13 protein-coding genes and 3 pseudogenes are annotated in these 19,335 nt (G+C 68.9%); 11 read left to right on the top strand and 5 right to left on the bottom strand.

From position 1 onward, the window contains the following. Positions 1-37 precede the first annotated feature (37 nt). The 5 genes and pseudogenes from HC028_RS13880 to HC028_RS13860 all read left to right on the top strand — a co-directional run bounded on the left by HC028_RS13880 (position 38) and on the right by HC028_RS13860 (position 5,811). On the top strand, positions 38-1,075 hold the full coding sequence (locus HC028_RS13880; RefSeq protein WP_239075553.1) for a RecB family exonuclease: 1,038 nt from the start codon (positions 38-40) through the stop codon (positions 1,073-1,075). 7 nt (positions 1,076-1,082) lie between these two features. Beyond that, positions 1,083-1,211 (top strand): annotated as a pseudogene (locus tag HC028_RS27575) (LuxR C-terminal-related transcriptional regulator); the annotation flags it as partial. 148 nt (positions 1,212-1,359) lie between these two features. Beyond that, positions 1,360-2,151: an ABC transporter ATP-binding protein gene (locus HC028_RS13870; protein ID WP_338091280.1), complete on the top strand. Its 792-nt coding sequence runs from the start codon at positions 1,360-1,362 to the stop codon at positions 2,149-2,151. Next, positions 2,151-4,706, top strand: a complete 2,556-nt coding sequence (locus HC028_RS13865; protein WP_168077229.1) for an ABC transporter permease — start codon at positions 2,151-2,153, stop codon at positions 4,704-4,706. Before HC028_RS13870 ends, HC028_RS13865 begins: the two co-directional genes overlap by 1 nt. A 352-nt stretch (positions 4,707-5,058) precedes the next feature. Further along, positions 5,059-5,811, top strand: coding sequence for an ATP-binding cassette domain-containing protein (locus tag HC028_RS13860; RefSeq protein ID WP_168077227.1), 753 nt, complete (start codon positions 5,059-5,061; stop codon positions 5,809-5,811). Positions 5,812-5,841: 30 nt separating this feature from the next. Here HC028_RS13860 and HC028_RS13855 read toward each other — a convergent pair whose 3' ends face one another. Further along, on the bottom strand, positions 5,842-6,492 hold the full coding sequence (locus HC028_RS13855; protein ID WP_168077450.1) for an HAD family hydrolase: 651 nt from the start codon (positions 6,490-6,492) through the stop codon (positions 5,842-5,844). 175 nt (positions 6,493-6,667) lie between these two features. Then, positions 6,668-8,791, bottom strand: coding sequence for an RNA-guided endonuclease TnpB family protein (locus HC028_RS27570; RefSeq protein WP_240940074.1), 2,124 nt, complete (start codon positions 8,789-8,791; stop codon positions 6,668-6,670). A gap of 6 nt (positions 8,792-8,797) precedes the next feature. Here HC028_RS27570 and tnpA point away from each other — a divergent pair. After that, positions 8,798-9,210 (top strand): annotated as a pseudogene (gene tnpA, locus HC028_RS13845) (IS200/IS605 family transposase). A gap of 90 nt (positions 9,211-9,300) precedes the next feature. Here tnpA and HC028_RS13840 read toward each other — a convergent pair. After that, on the bottom strand, positions 9,301-10,230 hold the full coding sequence (locus HC028_RS13840) for a DMT family transporter (protein WP_168077225.1): 930 nt from the start codon (positions 10,228-10,230) through the stop codon (positions 9,301-9,303). A gap of 156 nt (positions 10,231-10,386) precedes the next feature. Here HC028_RS13840 and HC028_RS28705 point away from each other — a divergent pair. The 3 genes and pseudogenes from HC028_RS28705 to HC028_RS13825 form a co-directional block, all read left to right on the top strand. Continuing rightward, positions 10,387-10,536, top strand: a pseudogene (locus HC028_RS28705) (hypothetical protein); the annotation flags it as partial. 277 nt (positions 10,537-10,813) lie between these two features. Next, positions 10,814-11,092, top strand: coding sequence for a hypothetical protein (locus tag HC028_RS13830; protein ID WP_168077223.1), 279 nt, complete (start codon positions 10,814-10,816; stop codon positions 11,090-11,092). Between the two features lie 244 nt (positions 11,093-11,336). Continuing rightward, the gene (locus tag HC028_RS13825; protein WP_338091279.1) at positions 11,337-12,470 is read left to right on the top strand and encodes an NYN domain-containing protein; all 1,134 of its coding nucleotides are present in this window, start codon (positions 11,337-11,339) and stop codon (positions 12,468-12,470) included. Positions 12,471-12,634: 164 nt separating this feature from the next. Here HC028_RS13825 and metH read toward each other — a convergent pair whose 3' ends face one another. After that, a complete protein-coding gene (gene metH, locus HC028_RS13820) occupies positions 12,635-16,147 on the bottom strand; it encodes a methionine synthase (protein WP_203981421.1) in 3,513 nt (1,170 codons plus the stop codon). Positions 16,148-16,282: 135 nt separating this feature from the next. On the opposite strand from metH, the gene HC028_RS13815 reads away from it, so the two are divergent. Next, positions 16,283-17,158, top strand: coding sequence for a PAC2 family protein (locus HC028_RS13815; protein WP_168077219.1), 876 nt, complete (start codon positions 16,283-16,285; stop codon positions 17,156-17,158). A 59-nt stretch (positions 17,159-17,217) separates the two neighbouring features. On the opposite strand, the gene HC028_RS13810 is transcribed toward HC028_RS13815, so the two are convergent. Continuing rightward, complete coding sequence (locus HC028_RS13810; RefSeq protein WP_168077217.1) at positions 17,218-18,429, bottom strand: pyridoxal phosphate-dependent aminotransferase; 1,212 nt, start codon at positions 18,427-18,429, stop codon at positions 17,218-17,220. A 112-nt stretch (positions 18,430-18,541) separates the two neighbouring features. Between HC028_RS13810 and HC028_RS13805 the strand changes: the two genes are divergently transcribed. Then, a complete protein-coding gene (locus HC028_RS13805; RefSeq protein WP_168077215.1) occupies positions 18,542-19,333 on the top strand; it encodes a GntR family transcriptional regulator in 792 nt (263 codons plus the stop codon). Positions 19,334-19,335 lie beyond the last annotated feature (2 nt).

The following is a 19,335-nucleotide window of genomic DNA, read 5'->3' as shown; positions in this document are numbered from 1 at the left end:
GACGGTTTCGTCGTAGGGCTGCCCTAACCTGTCCCCCATGACGGTCGAAATGGTGCGGGACCCATCCCAACCGACGGGCGCGGAGCCGACGAGCCCGGCGCCGACGGGCGCGGAGCCGACGAGCGCGGAGCCGACGAGCCCGGCCTCGACGAGCGCGGATCCGGCAAGGGGCCAGGCGGCGGAGCGGCCGCGGCGGCCGTCGCTGTCCCCGTCCCGCGCGGCCGACTTCAAGACCTGCCCGCTGCTATTCCGTTTCCGCACCATCGATCGGCTTCCCGAGCAGCCAACGGCTGACCAGGCCCGCGGCACCCTGGTGCACGCCGTTCTGGAGCGGCTGTTCGACCTGCCTGCCGCCGACCGCACCCCGGAGCGCGCCGCGGAGCTCGTCGCTCCCGAGTGGGAGCGGCTGCGGGCCGCGAACGCGGAGCTGGCCGGGCTGTTCTCGCCGGATGCGGCAGCCCCGGCGATGCCGCCGGCGGGCGAGGCGCCGGCAGGCGCGCCACCGAAGGGCGCGACGGCGGCGGAGTTCCTCGCCTCTGCCACCGACCTGCTGGCCGGCTATTTCACCATGGAGGATCCGCGGCGCCTCGAGCCCGCCGAACGCGAGACCCTGATCGAGGCGACGATCGGCGACGAGCTCCTCATCCGTGGCTATGTCGACCGGCTCGACATCTCACCCGCCGGCGACATGCGAGTGGTCGACTACAAGACCGGCGGGGCGCCGCGGGAGGCGTTCGAGGCGCGGGCCCTGTTCCAGCTCAAGTTCTACGCGCTGGTGCTGTGGCGCATCCACGGCGTCGTGCCGCGGGTGCTGCGCCTGCTTTATCTGCGTGACGCGGAGGTCTGCGACTACACCCCCGACCTCGACGAGCTGCTGCGTTTCGAGCGCACCCTGCTGGCGTTGTGGCAGGCGATCGAACGGGCGACCCAGACCGGTGACTTCCGCCCCAAGCCGAGCAGGCTCTGCGGCTGGTGCGCCCACCAGGCCCACTGCCCCGAATTCGGTGGCAGCCCGCCGCCGTACCCGGCGATCGCGTTGGCGCCGGGCGTACCCGCGCCCGCCGGCGAGGACTGACGCTGCGATCTCCCATGAGTTGCACGTCGGCGCGACCACGGTTAAGACGCATGTAGGCCACGTCCTGACAAAGCTGAGACCGCGCGACCGCGTACCGGCGGTCGTCCTCGCATACGAGAGCGGTCCTGTCCGCCCCGCGTGTGCCCACGGCCCTGCCGCCTCCGGATGGAGATGTTCTTCACCGGAAACACATGTGGCGGTTATCCGAAGGAACGAAGCTCCATTCGCATACGCCCTTTACCGTCGTTGATGCAACTGACGGGGAACCTTCGAAAGGACTAGACGTGACCGCGACACTCCCAACGGCGGTGGATATCGCCGCTCGTGCGGTGGACGTGTGGAAGGTATACGGCAGCGGTGAGGCCCAGGTCATCGCGTTGCACGGAGTGAGTGTGGAGCTCCAGCGCGGTCAGTTCACCGCGATCATGGGGCCATCCGGATCGGGCAAGTCGACGCTGATGCACTGCCTCGCCGGGCTGGACACGGTGACCCGGGGCGAGGTGTACGTCGGGGACGCCCGGGTCACCGGGCTGAGCGACCGGGCGCTGACCGACCTGCGCCGCGACAAGGTCGGCTTCATCTTCCAGCAGTTCAACCTGCTGCCCACGCTGACGGCCGAGGAGAACATCCTGCTGCCGCTGGCCATCGCCGGGCGCAAGCCCGACCGGGATTGGTTCGACACGGTGATCGACACGGTCGGGCTCCGGGACCGCCTCAAGCACCGGCCGACCCAGTTGTCCGGCGGCCAGCAGCAGCGGGTCGCCTGCGCCCGGGCGCTGGTGGCCCGGCCCGAGGTGATCTTCGCCGACGAGCCGACCGGAAACCTCGACTCCCGCTCCGGCGCCGAGGTCCTGAGCTTCCTGCGCAACTCGGTACGCGACTTCGGCCAGACCATCGTCATGGTCACCCACGACCCCAACGCCGCCTCGTACGCCGACCGGGTGATCTTCCTCGCCGACGGCCGGGTCGTCGACGAACTGCGCGACCCGAGCGCCGAGGCCGTACTCGACCGGCTCAAGCGCCTCGACGTCACGGCGGCCCAGCTCGCTGACGGCGCCGTCGACGGGGCCGTGTGATGCTGCGCGCCACACTCAAGAGCCTGCTGTCGCGCAAACTGCGACTGTTACTGAGCGGCCTGGCGGTCGTGCTTGCGGTGATGTTCGTATCGGGGGCGTTCGTGCTGTCCGACACGCTCGGCCGCACCTTCGACTCGCTGTTCACCAATGCGTACGACAACACCGACATCCAGGTCCAGGCCAAGCCCAAGGTCGACGTGGACGGCGACGGTCAGGGGGCCGTACCGGCGAACATAGAGTCCACTGTGGTCGGCAAGGTGGCGGCGGTGCCCGGCGTGGCGAAGGCCACGGGATTGGTCTTGGCCGAAGGCGCCCGGGTGGTCGGGCACAACGGCAAGGTCGTGGGGGGCGCCAGCCCCTCTCCCCGCTTCGGCGTCAACTGGGCCGGCGAGGACGAGCTGATGTCGCTGCGCGAAGGTCGTGGTCCGCGGACGAGCGGCGAGGTGGCCATCAACGCCGGCCTGGCCAAGACCGGCGACCTCACGGTCGGCGAGCAGGTCGGGGTGCTCACGCTCGAGGCGAAGAAGACGTTCACGGTGGTGGGCATCTTCGGGTACACCGGAGGCCGGGACTCCGTCGGTGGCGAGCAGACCGTCGCGTTCACCGAACCGGTGGCCCAGCAGCTCATGCTCGGGGCGACGGGCGTCTACAACGTCATCGACGTCAAAGTCACCGACGAGCGGGACCTGACGAAGGTACGCGACGCGCTGCGCACCCAACTGGGTGCGGCCTACCAGGTCGACACCGGTGAGGATCTGGCCAAGAAGCAGGCCGACAATCTCAAGCAGGTGCTGTCGTTCATCACGTACATCCTCCTCGGCTTCGCCGGGGTGGCGTTGCTGGTCGGCGTGTTCCTGATCCTCAACACCTTCTCGATCATCGTGGCGCAGCGCACCCGGGAACTGGCGCTGCTGCGCGCGATGGGCGCCAGCCGGGGTCAGATGATCGGATCCGTGATGGTCGAGGCGACCGTCATCGGCGTGGTGTCCTGGCTGGTCGGTCTCGCCCTGGGGGTCGGGATCGGTTGGCTGGGCGGGTTCCTGGTGGCGAAGCTCAGCGGCGACCTGGAGGTCGCCAGCCTCGGGGTTCCACCGGCGGCGTGGATCGTGTCGTTCGTCGTCGGGGTGGGGGTGACGATCCTCGCCGCTCTGTTGCCGGCGTTCCAGGCGTCCCGCGTGCCGCCGGTCGCCGCGATGCGCCAGGCGAACACCGCCGACCGGCCGTTGACGCGGCTCACCGTGGCGGGTGCGGTCCTCCTGCTGGCCGGGAGCGGTTCGCTCGTGTACGGCCTGTCCGGCAAGGCCGGCGGCAACACGATCTGGTGGGTCGTCGGTGGCGTGTTCGTCGACTTCATCGCGGTCGCCCTGCTGACCCCGTTGCTGGGCCAGCCGGTGGTGTCGCTGCTCGGCAGGCTGTTCTCCTGGTCGGTGCCGGGCAAGCTGGGCCGGCTCAACTCCGGCCGTAACCCGCGCCGCACGGCGATCACCGCCGCCGCGATGATGATCAGCATCGCGTTGGTCACCGGTATCAGCACGATCTTCTCGTCGGTCGACGAGAGCATCGGGAAGGTTCTCGACAAGCAGATCCAGGCCGACCTGATCATCGCCGGTCAGCAGACGTCAGCGATCCCGCCGTCGATCGACCCGGCGGCACTGCGGCAGGTCCGCGCCATGCCCGCGGTGGACGCGGTGGCCGCCGAGGCGTACGACGCCGTCCTGGTCGACGGCAAGCAGCGCTTCGTGGGCGCCTTCGACGACCAGGCCGCCGCGAGCCGGGTCCTCAGGCTCAAGGCGACGAACGGCCGGGTCGACCGGCTGGGCGCCGGAGAGCTGCTCATCGACGAGAGCACGGCGAAGGACCGGAAGTGGAAGGCCGGCGACACGGTCGCCGCCCAACTGTCCCGCGGTGAGCCGCGCCAGTTCCGGATCACCGGCGTCTTCGCCAACAGCGGGGGCGGCGGCGGCATGATCATGTCCTGGCAGGACGCGACCACCGGGTTCCGGACCGCGACCGCCACACAGGCGTTCGTCAAGCTGCGGCCGGGGGCCGACGCGACGAGCGCCAAGCGCGACATCGACATGGTCCTCAAGGACAGCCCAGAGGTCAACGTGTCGACCCGCAGTGAATGGATCGGCAACCAGCTGAAGATCTTCACCTTCGCGCTGTTCATGGTCCAGGTACTGCTCTTCGTGGCCATGCTCATCGCGATCCTCGGCATCATCAACACCCTGGTGCTGTCCGTCCTCGAGCGTACCCGCGAACTCGGCATGCTCCGGGCCATCGGCCTGCGCCGTGGTCGTACAATGTGGATGATCACCGTGGAGTCGGTCGTCATCTCGCTGTTCGGGGCGCTGCTCGGTATCACCGTCGGGGCCGGGCTCGGCGCGGCGGTCGTCCGGGCGCTCAAGGACAAGGGCATCACCGAACTGTCGCTGCCGTGGGGCCTGATGGCCACGTACGTCATCGGCGGGGCCGTGGTCGGCGTGGTCGCCGCCATCATCCCGGCGATCCGGGCGGCCCGCCTCAACGTGCTGAACGCGATCGCGTACGAGTAACGGCGCGACCATCTCGCAGGAGGGCGCCTCTCTCACGGGTTAGACCGTACGAGGGGCGCCCTCCTCACGTACAGGGGCGCTCCACCGCACACGTCGGGGGCTCCCTGACGGACATAAGTCCTTATGAACGCCCGGTTTACCGCGCCGGAGACGGTCCGCGCCCACCCGACATCGGGGATTTTCCCGGAGGGGCGGAGCCGGGTTCCCCTGATGGGAAAACCGGTGGCAGGCTCCCCCGCCGGGTGGACGTAACCGCACGTCACCGCCCCGATCATGGGCTTGCGGGACGACGGGGATCGACGGGACAGATGGAGGAGCGGTGACACTCACCACGGGTACACGCAGGACGGACGTGGCGCGCACCATTCTGCCGGCGGCGCGCGCGGTGGACGTGTGGAAGGTGTACGGCAGCGGCGAGGCCCAGGTGGCGGCGCTCCGGGGGGTGAACGTCGACCTGACCCGCGGGGAGTTCACTGCGATCATGGGGCCGTCCGGATCGGGCAAGTCGACGCTGATGCACTGCCTCGCCGGACTGGACACCGTGACGCGGGGCGAGGTGTACGTCGGCGACACCCGAATCAGCGGGCTGCCCGACCGCGGCCTGACCCGGCTGCGGCGCGGCCAGGTCGGCTTCATCTTCCAGCAGTTCAACCTGCTGCCCACGCTGACGGCCGAGGAGAACATCCTGCTGCCGCTGGCCATCGCCGGGCGCAAGCCCGATCGTCAGTGGTTCAACGCCGTCGTCGACACGGTCGGGCTGCGCGACCGCCTCCAGCACCGCCCCACCCAGCTGTCGGGGGGGCAGCAGCAGCGCGTCGCCTGCGCCCGGGCCCTCATCTCGCGACCCGAGGTCATCTTCGCCGACGAGCCGACCGGAAACCTCGACTCCCGCTCCGGCGCCGCGGTCCTGAGCTTCCTGCGCAACTCGGCGCGCGACTTCGGCCAGACCATCGTCATGGTCACCCACGACGCAAGCGCCGCCGCGTACGCCGACCGGGTGATCTTCCTGGCCGACGGGCAACTCGTCACCGAGCTGGGCACGCCGAGCCCCGACGCCGTACTGGACATGTTGAAGAATCTCGACACCCTGGCGGCGGTGGGCTGACCCGGCCGCGACGTGGTCGGTACCCGACCGTCAGGCCGCGGCGCGGCCCGCCAGATGCCGGCGCAGCGTCGCGACATCCATCATCGTGAGGCTGTCGATCTGGACGACGCCATCCGTCGGGACCAGGGCAACCTCACAGGGAACCGCCACGACCAGGCATCCGGCGGCCAGGGCGCTCGCCACGCCCGTCGGCGAATCCTCGATCGCCGCGCACCGCCGCGGGTCCGCACCGAGCTTGGACGCCGCCGTCAGGTACGGCTCAGGGTGCGGCTTGCTGTTGCCGACCTCGTCGCCGCACACCACGACGTCGAAGTTATGCGCACCGATCGTGCCGAGAGCCACGTCCACCAGGCGCCGACGGGTCGCCGTCACCAACGCCGCCGGTAACCCGGCTGCCCGCACCGCGTCGAGTAGCTCCCGCGCGCCCGGTCGCCAGATCAACCCCGCGGCGAACAGCTCGTACACCCGGTTCTCTAACCAGGTGACGCTCTCCTCCGGGTTTAGCCACGGCTGGGAGATATCGGCGTGGAGGATCTCCATCGACTCGGCCATGCTGGTGCCGACCATCCGGGTACGGGCCGCCTGCGACAGCTCTCCCCCGAACCTGCGCGCCAACTCCCGCAGGCCGACATCCCACACTTTCTCACTGTCGACAAGGGTGCCGTCCATGTCGAACAGCACCGCCTCAAGCTCCGACACACTCACCTCAGGATCTCGACGGATGTCCCCCAACTTACGGCTGTGATCGCCGTCATAGCGGTAGGTGGGTAGCTCCCAGCCAGCCCCGCCCGTCGCAGCCCCGGCCAGTGCGGTCCCTCCCCCCCCTGTTTGTTCATTGCCTCGGGCAATACGCCATCTAACCGGACGAATGAACCCGGCCCGTCAACCAAACCGAGAGGTACCCGCAACCGAATGGCAACCGGCAACCGGTTGGCAACCGACGAGCACCCGTACCGCAACTGTCAATCTCAAGCATGGCCTGATCACACACAGTCCGTACTGGATCTAGAGCGCTGAGTGAGCGCGTCTTTTGACGGGTCCGCGACTGAGGCCAGCACTGAATGAGACGCAGGGAGGTCCAAGCCGCGATCGATTGGGTCCGACTCGTGCGCCGGAGCGCGGCGACCACGCTGACCGCCGCAGCGGTGGCAATACCCGGGACGGTCGTCCTGGGCGCGCCGGCGGCAAGCGCCGAGACATGTCTCCCGGTCTCCGGACCGTGCCCCGGGGCGCTAGCGCTGCCAACCGTTCCGGCCGCACCGGACGTTCCAGCCCTGCCGGCCCTACCGGCCCTACCGGCCGTACCAGCGGTGCCGGTCGTACCGGCCGTACCAGCCGTGCCGGATCTACCGGCCCTACCGACCGCGCCAGGCGTTCCGGTCATCGACCAGCAGCAGCCAACTGCGCAGCCCACTGCGGGCCATCCCGCAATTCCGACCCCCGGCAACCAGGAGGGGCCGGTCAGGAAGGGCCCCACCGGCAACGCCGACAGCTCGGTCAACAGCGGCACTCCCGTGCCCGGAACCGGCTCTCCGGGCGCTCCTGGACAGCACGCGGGCCCCTCGGCGCCGCCTGCGTCGTCAAACGACTCGCACGTAGTACGTTCTCGATCGACCAAAACCGGCGCCGACATCGCCGGCGCAGAGCCCACGCCGGCGCAGCCGGCGACGGGCAGCGGCGGCGACACCGCCACGATCCTGGCGGCCGTCGCGTTCGTGCTGGCCGGCCTAAAGGACGGGGATTCCCTCCGCGCTGCGCGTGGAACGCGCGCGGCGCGCGGGTGGATTACCGCTTCCCTGCGCGCCGCCGGCACGAGTGCCGGTCTTACGTGCGCTCCACGGTCGTTTAGGCTCTCCGCCCGTCCGGCGGCGAGCACGTTCATGGCGGCGTTGACGTCCCGGTCGTGGGCTGCTCCGCAGGGGCAGTCCCACGCTCGGACGGTGAGCGCCATCTTGTCGTTGACACGCCCATACTGCGAGCACATCCGGGTGGACGGGAAGAACCGGTCGATCTTGGCGAAGGTCCGCCCGTACCGGGCGGCCTTGTACTCCAACATCCCGTCAAACGACGCCCAGCCGGCGTCGTGCACGGATTTGGCCAGCCGGGTCCGGCCGAGACCGGCCACGCACAGGTCCTCGACGTACACCGCTTGGTTGTCGCGGATGATCGCCGTGGACAGCTGGTGCTGCCAGTCCCGCCGGGTGTCGGCCACCCGGGCGTGGGCCTTCGCCACCTTGACGACGGCCTTCTTGCGGCGGTTGCTGCCCTTGGTCTTGCGGGAAAGGTCCTGTTGCAACCGTTTGAGCTTGCGGGCGGCCCGGCGCAGGAACTTCGGCGCCGCCACCTTCGTACCGTCCGACAACACCGCGAAGTGCGTCAGCCCCAGGTCGATGCCGACCTCCGCGTCCGCCTCGGGCAGCGGCTCGTCCTGCGTGGTCTGCACCACGAACGAGGCGAAGTACCGGCCCGCCGCGTCCTTCACGATGGTGACCGAGCTGGGTTCGGACGGCAGGCTGCGCGACCAGCGCACGTCCAGGCCGCCGATTTTCGGCAACCTGAGCCGGCCGTTGTCGCCCACCTTGAACCGGGCGTTGGCCGTGAACCGAATCGCCTGCCGGTTGTCCTTGCGCGACCGCAACCGCGGCGGCGCGACCTTGCGGCCCTTGCGCTTGCCGGTGATCGAGGCGAAGAAGTTGCGGTAGGCCACGTTCAGATCCGCCAGGGCCTGCTGGAGCACCACCGCCGACACCTCGCCCAGCCACTCCCGCTCCGGGGTGGCCTTGGCCTGGGTGATGACCTGCTTGGACAGCTGCCCATCCGACAGGTACGGCAGGCCCTGCTCCCGCGCGTTCTGGCGTGCGCGCAGCCCGTCGTTGAACACCACCCGCGCGCACCCGAACGCCCGCGCCAGCGCCTCGCGCTGAGCGGCGTCGGGTACACCCGGTAGTTGTAACGCAGCTGCATGGCCGCACTGTGCCATTGGCCTATGGCTGATCTCAACGGTATTCGCACTAGACACTGCGGGTTTGCCCTGCACGCTCACTTGGTCTTCGTGACGAAGTTCCGACACCAGGTGTTCGCCGACCGCCACCACGCCCGGATGAAGGAGATCATGCGCGACGTCTGCCGGGACTTCGAGACCGACCTGGTCGAGTTCAACGGCGAGAGCAACCACATCCACCAGCTCTCGAACGTCCCGCCCAAGGTCGCCATCGCCAAGCTGATCAACAGCCTCAAGGGCGTGTCCTCCCGGCGGATGCGCCAGGAATTCCCCGACCTGCGGCGGCACTACTACCGGGCCAACAAGCTGTGGTCGGCCCGTACTTCACCGGTTCCCTCGGCGGCACCCCGCGAAGTGCCGTCGGCCAGTACATCGAGCAGCACAACCACCCGGCCTAAGGCACCCTCGGGCCCGGCGACCCTCCCGCACGGGCCTTCACCCCCGCGCTGAAAGGCGGAGCACTGGCCCGCAAGGCGGTAGCGGCGTTCTTACGCGACAGGCTTGGACTCCAGTTCGCCGGCCGCAGCCTCGGCCGGTGTGCCATCCGGGCCCGGGCGAACCGCGGTCACCGCCAGCACGGCACCCACCAGGACCACCGCGCCGCCGAATAGTTGCGGCCCAGTCAGCTGCGAACCCAGCAACAGCCAGGCGGCGATGATGCTGACGACGGGCTCGAACATGCTGAGAACGGCGGCCGACGACGGTCCGATCAGGCTCATCCCGGCGAAGAACGAGCCGATCGCGACGACCGTCGAGACCACCGCCAGGCCCAAGACCGGCCACCAACCGGCGGGCGCGAAGTCGAACCGCAACTCACCCGTCGCGCCGCCGACCAGCCCTGACGAGATTGCCCCGAACACGCACACGTACCCGCCGATGGCCATCGGCGACACCGACGGGGAGACGCGGTTACCGAACACGATGTAGAGCGAGTAGAAGATCGCGGACCCGACGGCGAGGACGACACCGAGGAGGTTCACCGAGCCGCCCGGCAGACCAAAGATGAGGGCTATCCCGGCGAACGCCACCAGCATCGCCGTGAGCCGGCGGCCGGACAGCCGCTCCCTGTCCATGACCACCGACAAGAGCATCACGATGGCCGGGAACAGGTAGAGCAGCAGCACCGCCAGCGGCGGCGGGATGTAGCGCACCGAGGAGAAGAAGGTGATCGACTGAAGCTCGTAGAGCACCCCGCCGAGCACCGCCAGCAGCGCCAGGTCCCGTCCACGCGGCAGGCGAAGCTGACCGCGCACGGCCAGGTAGCCGAAGAAGAGCAGCGCCGCGATCGAGAACCGCAGGAACAGCAGCGTGAACACGGTGATCCGATGCTGGTACGCGTACGCCGTGAAGGTCGGCAGGAAGCCGAAACACGTCGCGGACAACAGCACCAACGGTGCTCCCCAAACGCGCTTACCCATCATGCCCACCCTCTCCACGCGAATCTGATCATGGTACGACCCACCTGAGTCGTTCCGTGAGCAAGCCAGGCTGGTCGCTCGCCGCGCCGGCCCCGTCGGCACAATCGCGGCCAATGGTCGCCTGTTGCCGATGTTTCACGGTGCCGTGTGCCCCGGATGTGCCCCCGCTTATGGCTCAGCGACCCGCCGGCCGGGGTGACGATCACCCAGGTCAGCGCCGGGACTTACCACAGGTGTGCGGTGTCGTCGGCGGGTGCGGTGTACTGCTGGGGCTTCAACGTCTACGGGCAGCTCCGCGACGGCAGCACCACCCAGCGGCACGCTCCGGTGGCGGTGAGCGCCTTGCCGACCACGCCGCCGGGGGCGCCGACCTGGACTGATCCGAAGGCCATCAACCCTCGCCAGCGTCACCGCAGGAAGCCCGCGCCTGCTACCCGCGGCGTCGCCCCGCCCCTACATCCTCGCTGTGTACCGTCGACCCACCCTTCGGGGAGCGGGCCGGCGACGGGCGGGGCACCCCGACGTCCAGGTAACGCCCACGTGGAGCCAAGACACGACCAGAACCGCGCTACGGTCCATGACTATGACAACCTACTCAGGTCCTGCAACGCTGATCCTCGCCGACGGCGCACGCGTAGTCGGCATGGCTTCGCTCGGGACCAACCAACGCGGGGACCTCAACGGCTGGAGTGGCACGTTCCGTCCGAACGAGGTCAGCAGGGATGTCCGCAACGCGAGCGACGGGCTACAACTGGAGTTGCCCGATGAGGAGATCGGCGCGGTCGCCGTCACGAGCATCCGGCCCGTACTCGCGACGCAAGTGTTGATGTCGCTGGTCGGTCGCGGTCCGGTACCGTTCTGATGTCGCAGTCCGACGGCCGGCGCACTACTTCGCCGCAAGTCGCGCGTTAGCCCTTCGCCGCGTATGGACGGTCGTCCGATGAGACGATGCCTTTGCGCACGGCCAGCGATGAATGTCACCGATCGGCTGCGGAGAACCCGGCGCCCGGCTCGTCTCACGTGGCCTTGGCCGGACAATGGCTACAGGCGACCGATACGCGGTGTGGTGCCTGCGTTTCCGCCGGTTCGTTGGTGCGCCCCTGGACGTGCGGGTGCCAGACCGCTCACGGGCGGGGGCGACCGGGCGTACGCTGGCGTGCGTGGATCAAGAAGAGCGTATCGCCCTGTTCCTTGACTATGAGAATCTGGCGATTGGTGCGCGCGACTACCTTGGTGGCATGACGTTCGACTTGCGGCCCATCGCGGATGCGCTCGCCGAGCGGGGGCGGGTGGTAGTGCGTCGGGCGTACGCCGACTGGTCGTACTTCGATGAGGACCGCCGGATGCTCACCCGGTCGCACGTCGAACTCATCGACATACCGCAGCGCATGGGCGCTTCGCGTAAGAACGCGGCCGACATCAAGATGGCCGTAGACGCCCTGGAGCTGGCCTTCGAGCGGGACTATATCTCGACGTTCGTCTTCGGTACCGGCGACAGCGACTTCACTCCGCTGGTGCAAAAGCTTCGCGAGCTCAACAAGCGCGTCATCGGCTTCGGAGTGGAGAAGACGACCTCGGCACTGCTACCGCCGGCGTGTGACGAGTTCCTCTACTACGACCGTCTGGAGGGTGTCGAGGTCCCGCCGGCGCCTACCCGGCGAGGCCGTCCGGCCCGCGCCCCGCAGGCAGAACCACAGTTGCCGGCGCAGGAATCCCAACTCCAGGCGGCCGCGGACGGATCCGGCCGCGATGCCGACGCACTCGCCGCCCTCGTCGCCCAGACCGTGGCCGGTCTTCAGGGCAGTTCCAGCGGTGCGGTGACCGCCTCGACACTCAAGCGGACCCTGCTCAGGAAGGACCCGACATTCAACGAAGCCGACTATGGGTTCCGCGCCTTCGGAGAACTCTTGCGCCACCTCGCCGCCCAGAACGTGGTCGAGCTGACCGAAGGCCCCGCCAGGGGCGACCTTGAAGTGACGCTCCCCGAGCAGGGCGACCGGGAGGAGGCGTTCAAGCTGCTGCGCTCGGTGATCCTCGACCTGGCCGGCCGCGACGGCTCGGTGCCGCTGTCCGGCCTCAAGAATCAGCTGCGCAAGGTACGGCCCGACTTCAGCGAGAAGAAGCTCGGCTACCGCAGCTTTCTCCAGTTCTGCAAGGCGGCGGCGACCACCAGAGCTGTCGACCTACGGTGGAGTGCCGACGCCGACGACTACCTGCTCACCGCCAAGACAGAAAGCTAGGTGCTGCCCGGCTTCACGCTGCGTACCGACACGCACCTGCTGCCCACCAGCGAGGACCGCCCCTGACAGGCGATCGACCGGGCCTTCGGTGACGGCTTGGACGCGGTTGACGGCCTAGGCGGCGTGCGGCAACCAGTTTTCGCAGGTCACCCCTTGCTAAAGGCTCACTTGGCGTTGAAGTAGTTCGCCTCGGGGTGGTGCACGATGATCGCGTCCGTGGCCTGCTCCGGAATGAGCTGGAACTCCTCCGACAGCGTCACCCCGATCCGCTCCGGCCGCAGCAGGTCAACGATCTTGGCGCGGTCCTCTAGGTCCGGGCAGGCGGGGTAGCCAAAGGCGTACCGGCAGCCGCGGTAGTCGGTGCGCAGCAGACCGTCGAGGTCGGCCGGGTCGTCGTCGGCGATCCGGCGGCCGTCGGGAAGGATCATCTCCTCGCGCATCCGCCGGTGCCAGTACTCGGCGAGCGCCTCGGTCAGCTGCACGGACAGGCCGTGGACTTCCAGGTAATCGCGGTAGGCGTTCTCGGCGAACAGCTTCGCGGTGTACTCGCTGATGGCCTGGCCGACGGTGACGAGCTGCAGACCGACAACGTCCAGCCCCGACTCCCGGTTCCGGAAGAAGTCGGCCAGGCACAGGCGGCGGTCCCGGCGCTGCCGCGGGAAGGTGAACCGGGCGCGCTCGCCGTGGGCGTTCTCGTCGAGTACGACCAGGTCGTTGCCTTCCGAGTACGCCGGGAAGTAGCCGTACACGACCGCGGCTTCGAGGACCTTGTCGGCGGCCAGCCGGTCCAGCCAGTACCGCAGCCGCGGCCGGCCCTCGGTCTCGACGAGCTCCTCGTAGGACGGTCCACTACCGCCGCGGGCACCGCGCAGCCCCCACTGGCCCATGAACGTGGCCCGCTCGTCGAGCAGCGCGGCGTAGTCGGCGAGCGGGATGCCGCGCACGACCCGGGTACCGAGGAACGGCGTCGACGGTACCGGCGCGTCGGCGGCGACATCCGAGCGGACCGAGGAGTCCGACAGCGACGGTAGCTCCTCGCGTACCGTCGCGGTTTTCTGACGCCGCTCACGACGGGCGGCGAGGGCGGCTTCGCGCTCGACATCGACGACGGCCGCGCCGCCCCGCTTGGCGGTCATCACCCGGTCCATCAGGGATAGTCCCTCGAAGGCGTCCCGGGCGTAGTGCACGTCGCCGGTGTACAGCGCGCGCAGGTCGTCCTCGACGTACGCGCGGGTCAGCGCCGCGCCGCCGAGCAGCACCGGCCAGCGCTCCGCGACGCCACGGGTGTTCATCTCCTCCAGGTTCTCTTTCATGATGACCGTGGACTTGACGAGCAGACCGGACATGCCGATCACGTCGGCGTTGTGCGTCTCGGCGGCCTCGATGATCGCGCTGATCGGCTGCTTGATGCCGATGTTGACGACCTCGTAGCCGTTGTTGGACAGGATGATGTCGACCAGGTTCTTGCCGATGTCATGCACGTCGCCCTTGACGGTGGCGAGCACGATGCGGCCCTTGCCGCCGTCGTCGGTCTTCTCCATGTGCGGCTCGAGGTAGGCGACGGCAGCCTTCATCACCTCTGCCGACTGCAGCACGAACGGCAACTGCATCTGACCGGAGCCGAACAGCTCGCCGACGACCTTCATGCCGTCGAGCAGGATGTCGTTGATGATCGACAATGCGGAGCGACCGGCGGCGAGAGCCTCGTCGAGATCGGCCTCCAGGCCGCCCCGCTCACCGTCGATGATGCGCCGCTTGAGCCGCTCGTCGAGCGGCAGGCTGGCCAGTTCCTGGGCGCGGGAGGCACGGGCGCTGGTAACGTCGACGCCCTCGAACAGCTCGATGAACTTCTGTACGGGGTCGTAGCCGTCGCGGCGCCGGTCGTACACCAGGTCGAGGGCGACCTCGCGCTGCTCCGCCGGAATGCGCACAATCGGCAGGATCTTGGACGAGTGCACGATGGCGCTGGTCAGCCCGGCCTGCACACACTCGTGCAGGAACACCGAGTTGAGCACCTGCCGGGCGGCCGGGTTGAGGCCGAAGGAGACGTTGGAGATGCCGAGGGTGAAGTTGACCCCTGGGTACCGCCGGTTAATCTCCCGGATCGCCTCGATGGTCTCGATGCCGTCGCGGCGGGTCTCCTCCTGACCGGTGGCGATCGGGAACGTCAGGCAGTCGATCAGGATGTCTTCGCGGCGCATGCCCCAGCGGCCGGTCAGGTCGTCGATGAGCCGGGAGGCCACCCGGACCTTCCACTCGGCGGTGCGTGCCTGGCCCTCCTCGTCGATGGTGAGGGCGACGACGGCGGCGCCGTGCTCCCGCACGATCGGCATGATCCTGGCGTACCGGGAACCGGGGCCGTCGCCGTCCTCGTAGTTGACGGAGTTGACGACGCAGCGGCCACCGAGCATCTCCAGGCCGGCCTCGATCACGTTGGGCTCGGTCGAGTCGAGCATGATCGGCAGCGTGGACGCGGTCGCGAAGCGGCCGGCGAGTTCCCGCATGTCCCCCGCGCCGTCCCGGCCGACGTAGTCGATGCACAGGTCGAGCAGGTGCGAGCCGTCCCGGGCCTGCTGGCGGGCGATCTCGATGCAGGCCTGCCAGTCGGCGGCGAGCATCGCCTCCCGGAACGCCTTCGAGCCGTTGGCATTCGTGCGCTCGCCGACGTTGAGGATGCTGGCGTCCTGGGCGAACGGTACGTGGTGGTAGAGGCTCGCGACGCCGGGCTCCGGCCGCGGATCGCGGGACGCCGGGCGTTTGCCGGCCAGCCGGGCGACGACCGCCTCGATGTGCGCCGGCGTGGTGCCACAGCAGCCGCCGACCATACCGACGCCGTACTCGGTGACGAACCGGTCGAGCGCCTCGGCCAGTTCACCGGGCGTCAGCGGGTAGACCGCTCCGTCGCTGGTCAGTTGGGGCAGGCCCGCGTTGGGCATGACCGACAGCGGCACCCGGGAGTTCTTGGACAGGTAACGCAGGTGCTCGGTCATCTCCGCCGGGCCGGTGGCGCAGTTGAGCCCGATCAGGTCGATGCCGAGGGGTTCGAGCGCTGCGAGGGCGGCGCCGATCTCGCTGCCCAGCAGCATCGTCCCGGTGGTCTCGACCGTGACGTGGCAGATGAGCGGGACGCCTCCGCCGGCGGCGGCCATGGCCCGCTTGGCGCCGATGATGGCCGCCTTGGTCTGCAGCAGGTCCTGGCAGGTCTCCACGAGGATCGCGTCGGCGCCACCGGCGATCAGACCGGCGGCGTTCTCCTGGTAGGCGTCGCGCAGCCGGGCGTACGGGGCGTGCCCGAGGGTCGGCAGCTTCGTGCCCGGCCCGACCGAGCCGAGCACGTACCGTGGGCGCTCCGGGGTGGACCAGGCGTCCGCGGCCTCGCGGGCCAAGCGGGCACCGGCTTCGGACAGCTCGCGGATGCGGTCGTCGATCCCGTACTCGCCCAAATTAGCCAGGTTTGCGCCGAATGTGTTTGTCTCGACGCAGTCAGCCCCGGCCGCCAGGTAGGCGTCGTGCACGCTGCGGACGACGTCCGGACGGGTTACATTGAGTACCTCGTTGCAGCCTTCGTGCCCGTCGAAGTCGTCAAGCGACAGATCGGCCGCCTGCAGCATCGTGCCCATCGCGCCGTCCGCCACGAGCACGCGGTCCGACAGTGCGCTGAGCAGTGAGATCGACACGACTAGAGGCTAACTGGAAAACAAGGGCGATTCCCAACTACCGTCCGTAATCCACGTCTCTCTCCCACACCGCGCCGGACACGTTCCGGCGCGGTCGGAGCGCCGTTTGCAATGCGGACACGTAGGCTTGGCAGTGTGACCGAGTTCGACGGCCTGCCAGTTCTCCGCTCCCCTGTCGCCATCGCCGCGTTCGAAGGGTGGAACGACGCTGCGGATGCGTCCACCGCCGCAGTGGAGCACCTAGAGCAGATGTGGGATGCCCGGCCGGTGGCCGAGATGGATCCCGAAGAGTTCTACGACTTCCAGGTCAACCGCCCGATCGTGGCCATGGCCGACGGTGAGACCCGCCGCATCGAGTGGCCCACCACTCGCTTCTCCGTGGCCACCCCACCCGGCGCCGACCGTGACGTCGTGCTGATCCGCGGCATCGAGCCGAGCATGCGCTGGCGGACGTTCTGCGATTCACTGTTGGAGATCTGTCACAGCCTCGAGGTCACCCAGATCGTGCTCCTCGGCGCGCTGCTGGCCGACGTGCCCTACACCCGGCCGCTGCCGGTGACGGGGAGCGCGTCCGACCGGGCGACCATCGAGAAGTACAACCTGACCCCCAACCGGTACGAGGGTCCGACCGGCATCGTCGGCATCCTGCAGGACGCTTGCACCCGCGCCGACCTGCAGGCGGTTTCGTTCTGGGTCCACGTGCCGCACTACGCCAACAACCCACCCTGCCCCAAGGCGACACTCTCGCTGCTGCACCGCGTCGAGGACGTCCTCGACCTGCCGGTGCCGGTCGCGGACCTGGGCGAAGAGTCGACCGAGTGGGAGGAGCGCCTGCGGGCCGCGGCCGAGCAGGACGCCGAGCTTGCCGAGTACGTACGCGAGCTCGAGGAGCGCTCCGGCGACGCCGGCCTGAAGCCCCTGTCCGGCGACGAGATCGCGCAGGAGTTCGAGAAGTACCTGCGTCGGCGGGGCGGCCAGGCCGGCCCGTCAGCGACCGGCCCGACCTGGTAGACCGATGCGAAGAGGGGCCGGCCCGATCGGGCCGGCCCCTCTTCGCGTGCACGGTAGGGCTACTGCTTGTAGGTGGCGAGGAAGCGGGCGATGCGCCCGATGGCATCTTCGAGGTCGGTCACCCGCGGCAGCGTCACGATGCGGAAGTGGTCGGGGGCACCCCAGTTGAAGCCGGTCCCCTGCACCACCAGCACCCGCTCCTTGACCAGCAGGTCCATGACGAACTTCTCGTCGTCGGCGATCGGGTACATCTTCGGGTCCAGCCGCGGGAACGCGTACAGCGCGCCGGTGGGCTTGACGCAGCTCACGCCCGGGATCTCGTTGAGCAGCTTCCAGGTGACGTCGCGCTGCTCGACCAGCCGGCCGCCGGGCAGGATCAGGTCGTTGATGCTCTGGTAGCCACCCAGCGCCGTCTGCACCGCGAACTGGGTCGGCATGTTGGGACACAGGCGCATGTTCGCGAGGACGTCGAGGCCCTCGATGTAGCTCTCGGCGTGCTGCTTGGCGCCGGACACGACCATCCACCCGGTGCGGAAACCGGCCACCCGGTACGCCTTGGACAGTCCGTTGAACGTGACGCAGAGTAGGTCGGGGGCGAGCGTCGCGGTGGACGTGTGGGTCGTCCCGTCGTACAGGATCTTGTCGTAGATCTCGTCGGAGAAGATGACGAGGTTGTGCCGGCGGGCGACCTCGACGATGCTCTCGAGCAGTTCCGTCGGGTACACGGCGCCGGTCGGGTTGTTCGGGTTGATAAGGACGATCGCCCGGGTACGGTCGGTGATGCGCGACTCGATGTCGGCCGGGTCGGGGAACCAACCGTTCTGCTCGTCGCACACGTAGTGCACGGGAGTGCCGCCGGAGAGGCTGACCGCGGCGGTCCACAGTGGGTAGTCCGGCGCCGGGAGGAGCACCTCGTCGCCGTTGTCGACGAGGCCCTGCATCGCCATCACGATGAGTTCGGACACGCCGTTGCCGAGGTACACGTCCTCGATGTCGAGGCCCGGCAGGCCCTTCTGCTGGTAGTACTGCACGACTGCGCGCCGTGCGGACAGCAGGCCCTTGGAGTCGCCGTAGCCGTGCGCGTTGGGCAGGTTGAGGATGACGTCCTTGAGGATCTCCTCCGGCGCCTCGAAGCCGAACGGCGCGGGGTTGCCGATGTTCAGCTTGAGGATCCGCTGCCCCTCGGCCTCCATCTGCTTCGCCTGACGCAGAACCGGTCCCCTGATTTCGTAACAGACGTTCGCGAGCTTGGCCGACTGAGTCACCTGCATGCGGTCACCTTAGAGAGTCGACGCACGCCTACGCGCAGGTAGTTCGCGTTGTGGACGCATTTGTGTGTGGTAACACAGCGCCTAGTGCGTCCTAGGATGCTAGGTTGTGTGAATGAGCATCAACCCCGGCGCGGCTGAGTTCCCGCACCGTCAGATCGCCGCCGAACTACGCGCTCGCATCCACCGCGGCGACTGGGCCGCCGGCGAACGACTGCCCTCGATTCCGGCGCTCGCGGAGATGTACGGCGTCGCCAAGCAGACCGTGCAGCGCACCATCGACCAACTGCGCGTCGAGGGGCTACTCATCACCAAGCCGGGCTCCGGCACGTACGTGCGCGGCACCAAACGCCGGCTCAACCGCCTGACCCGGGGCCGGTACGGAAGCCAGCGCGGCTACCACGCCGACCTCGCGGCCCGGTACCGGCAGCAACTCATCTACGTCGGCCGTGCCCCGGCGCCCGCCGAGGTGGCCGAGGCGTTCGGCGTCTCCCCCGGCACCGAACTGCTCACCCGCCGCCACCTGGTCCGCACCGGCGACGCCCCGGTCGAGGTCGGCGCGTCCTGGCTGCGGCCGACGGACACGGCCGGCACCTCCCTGGAGCGCCCCGAGGTCTTCGGGCGGCCGCTCTACCAGGAGGTCGAGGACGTCACCGGGCGGCGGTACATCACCGCGACCGACCACCTCAGCGCCCGCCTGCCGACCCGGGAGGAGGCGGAGGTGCTGCAGATCCGCCCCGACACCCCGGTGCTCGTCCTGCTGCACGTCGCGTTCGACGGCGACCACCGTCCGATCGAGGTGGCCCAGGCGACCTGGCCCGGGCCCATGACGACGCTGACCGAGGAGTACCGGGTGCCCGGCGTGCGTCCGGAGCTACCCGACGAACCCGGTCTGGCCCTCGGGTAGCT

The organism is Planosporangium flavigriseum (assembly GCF_011947225.1).
Taxonomy (GTDB): Bacteria; Actinomycetota; Actinomycetes; order Mycobacteriales; family Micromonosporaceae; genus Planosporangium; species Planosporangium flavigriseum.
Note: the sequence above shows the minus strand (reverse complement) of the source record. Positions and strands in the feature narration are given on the sequence as shown.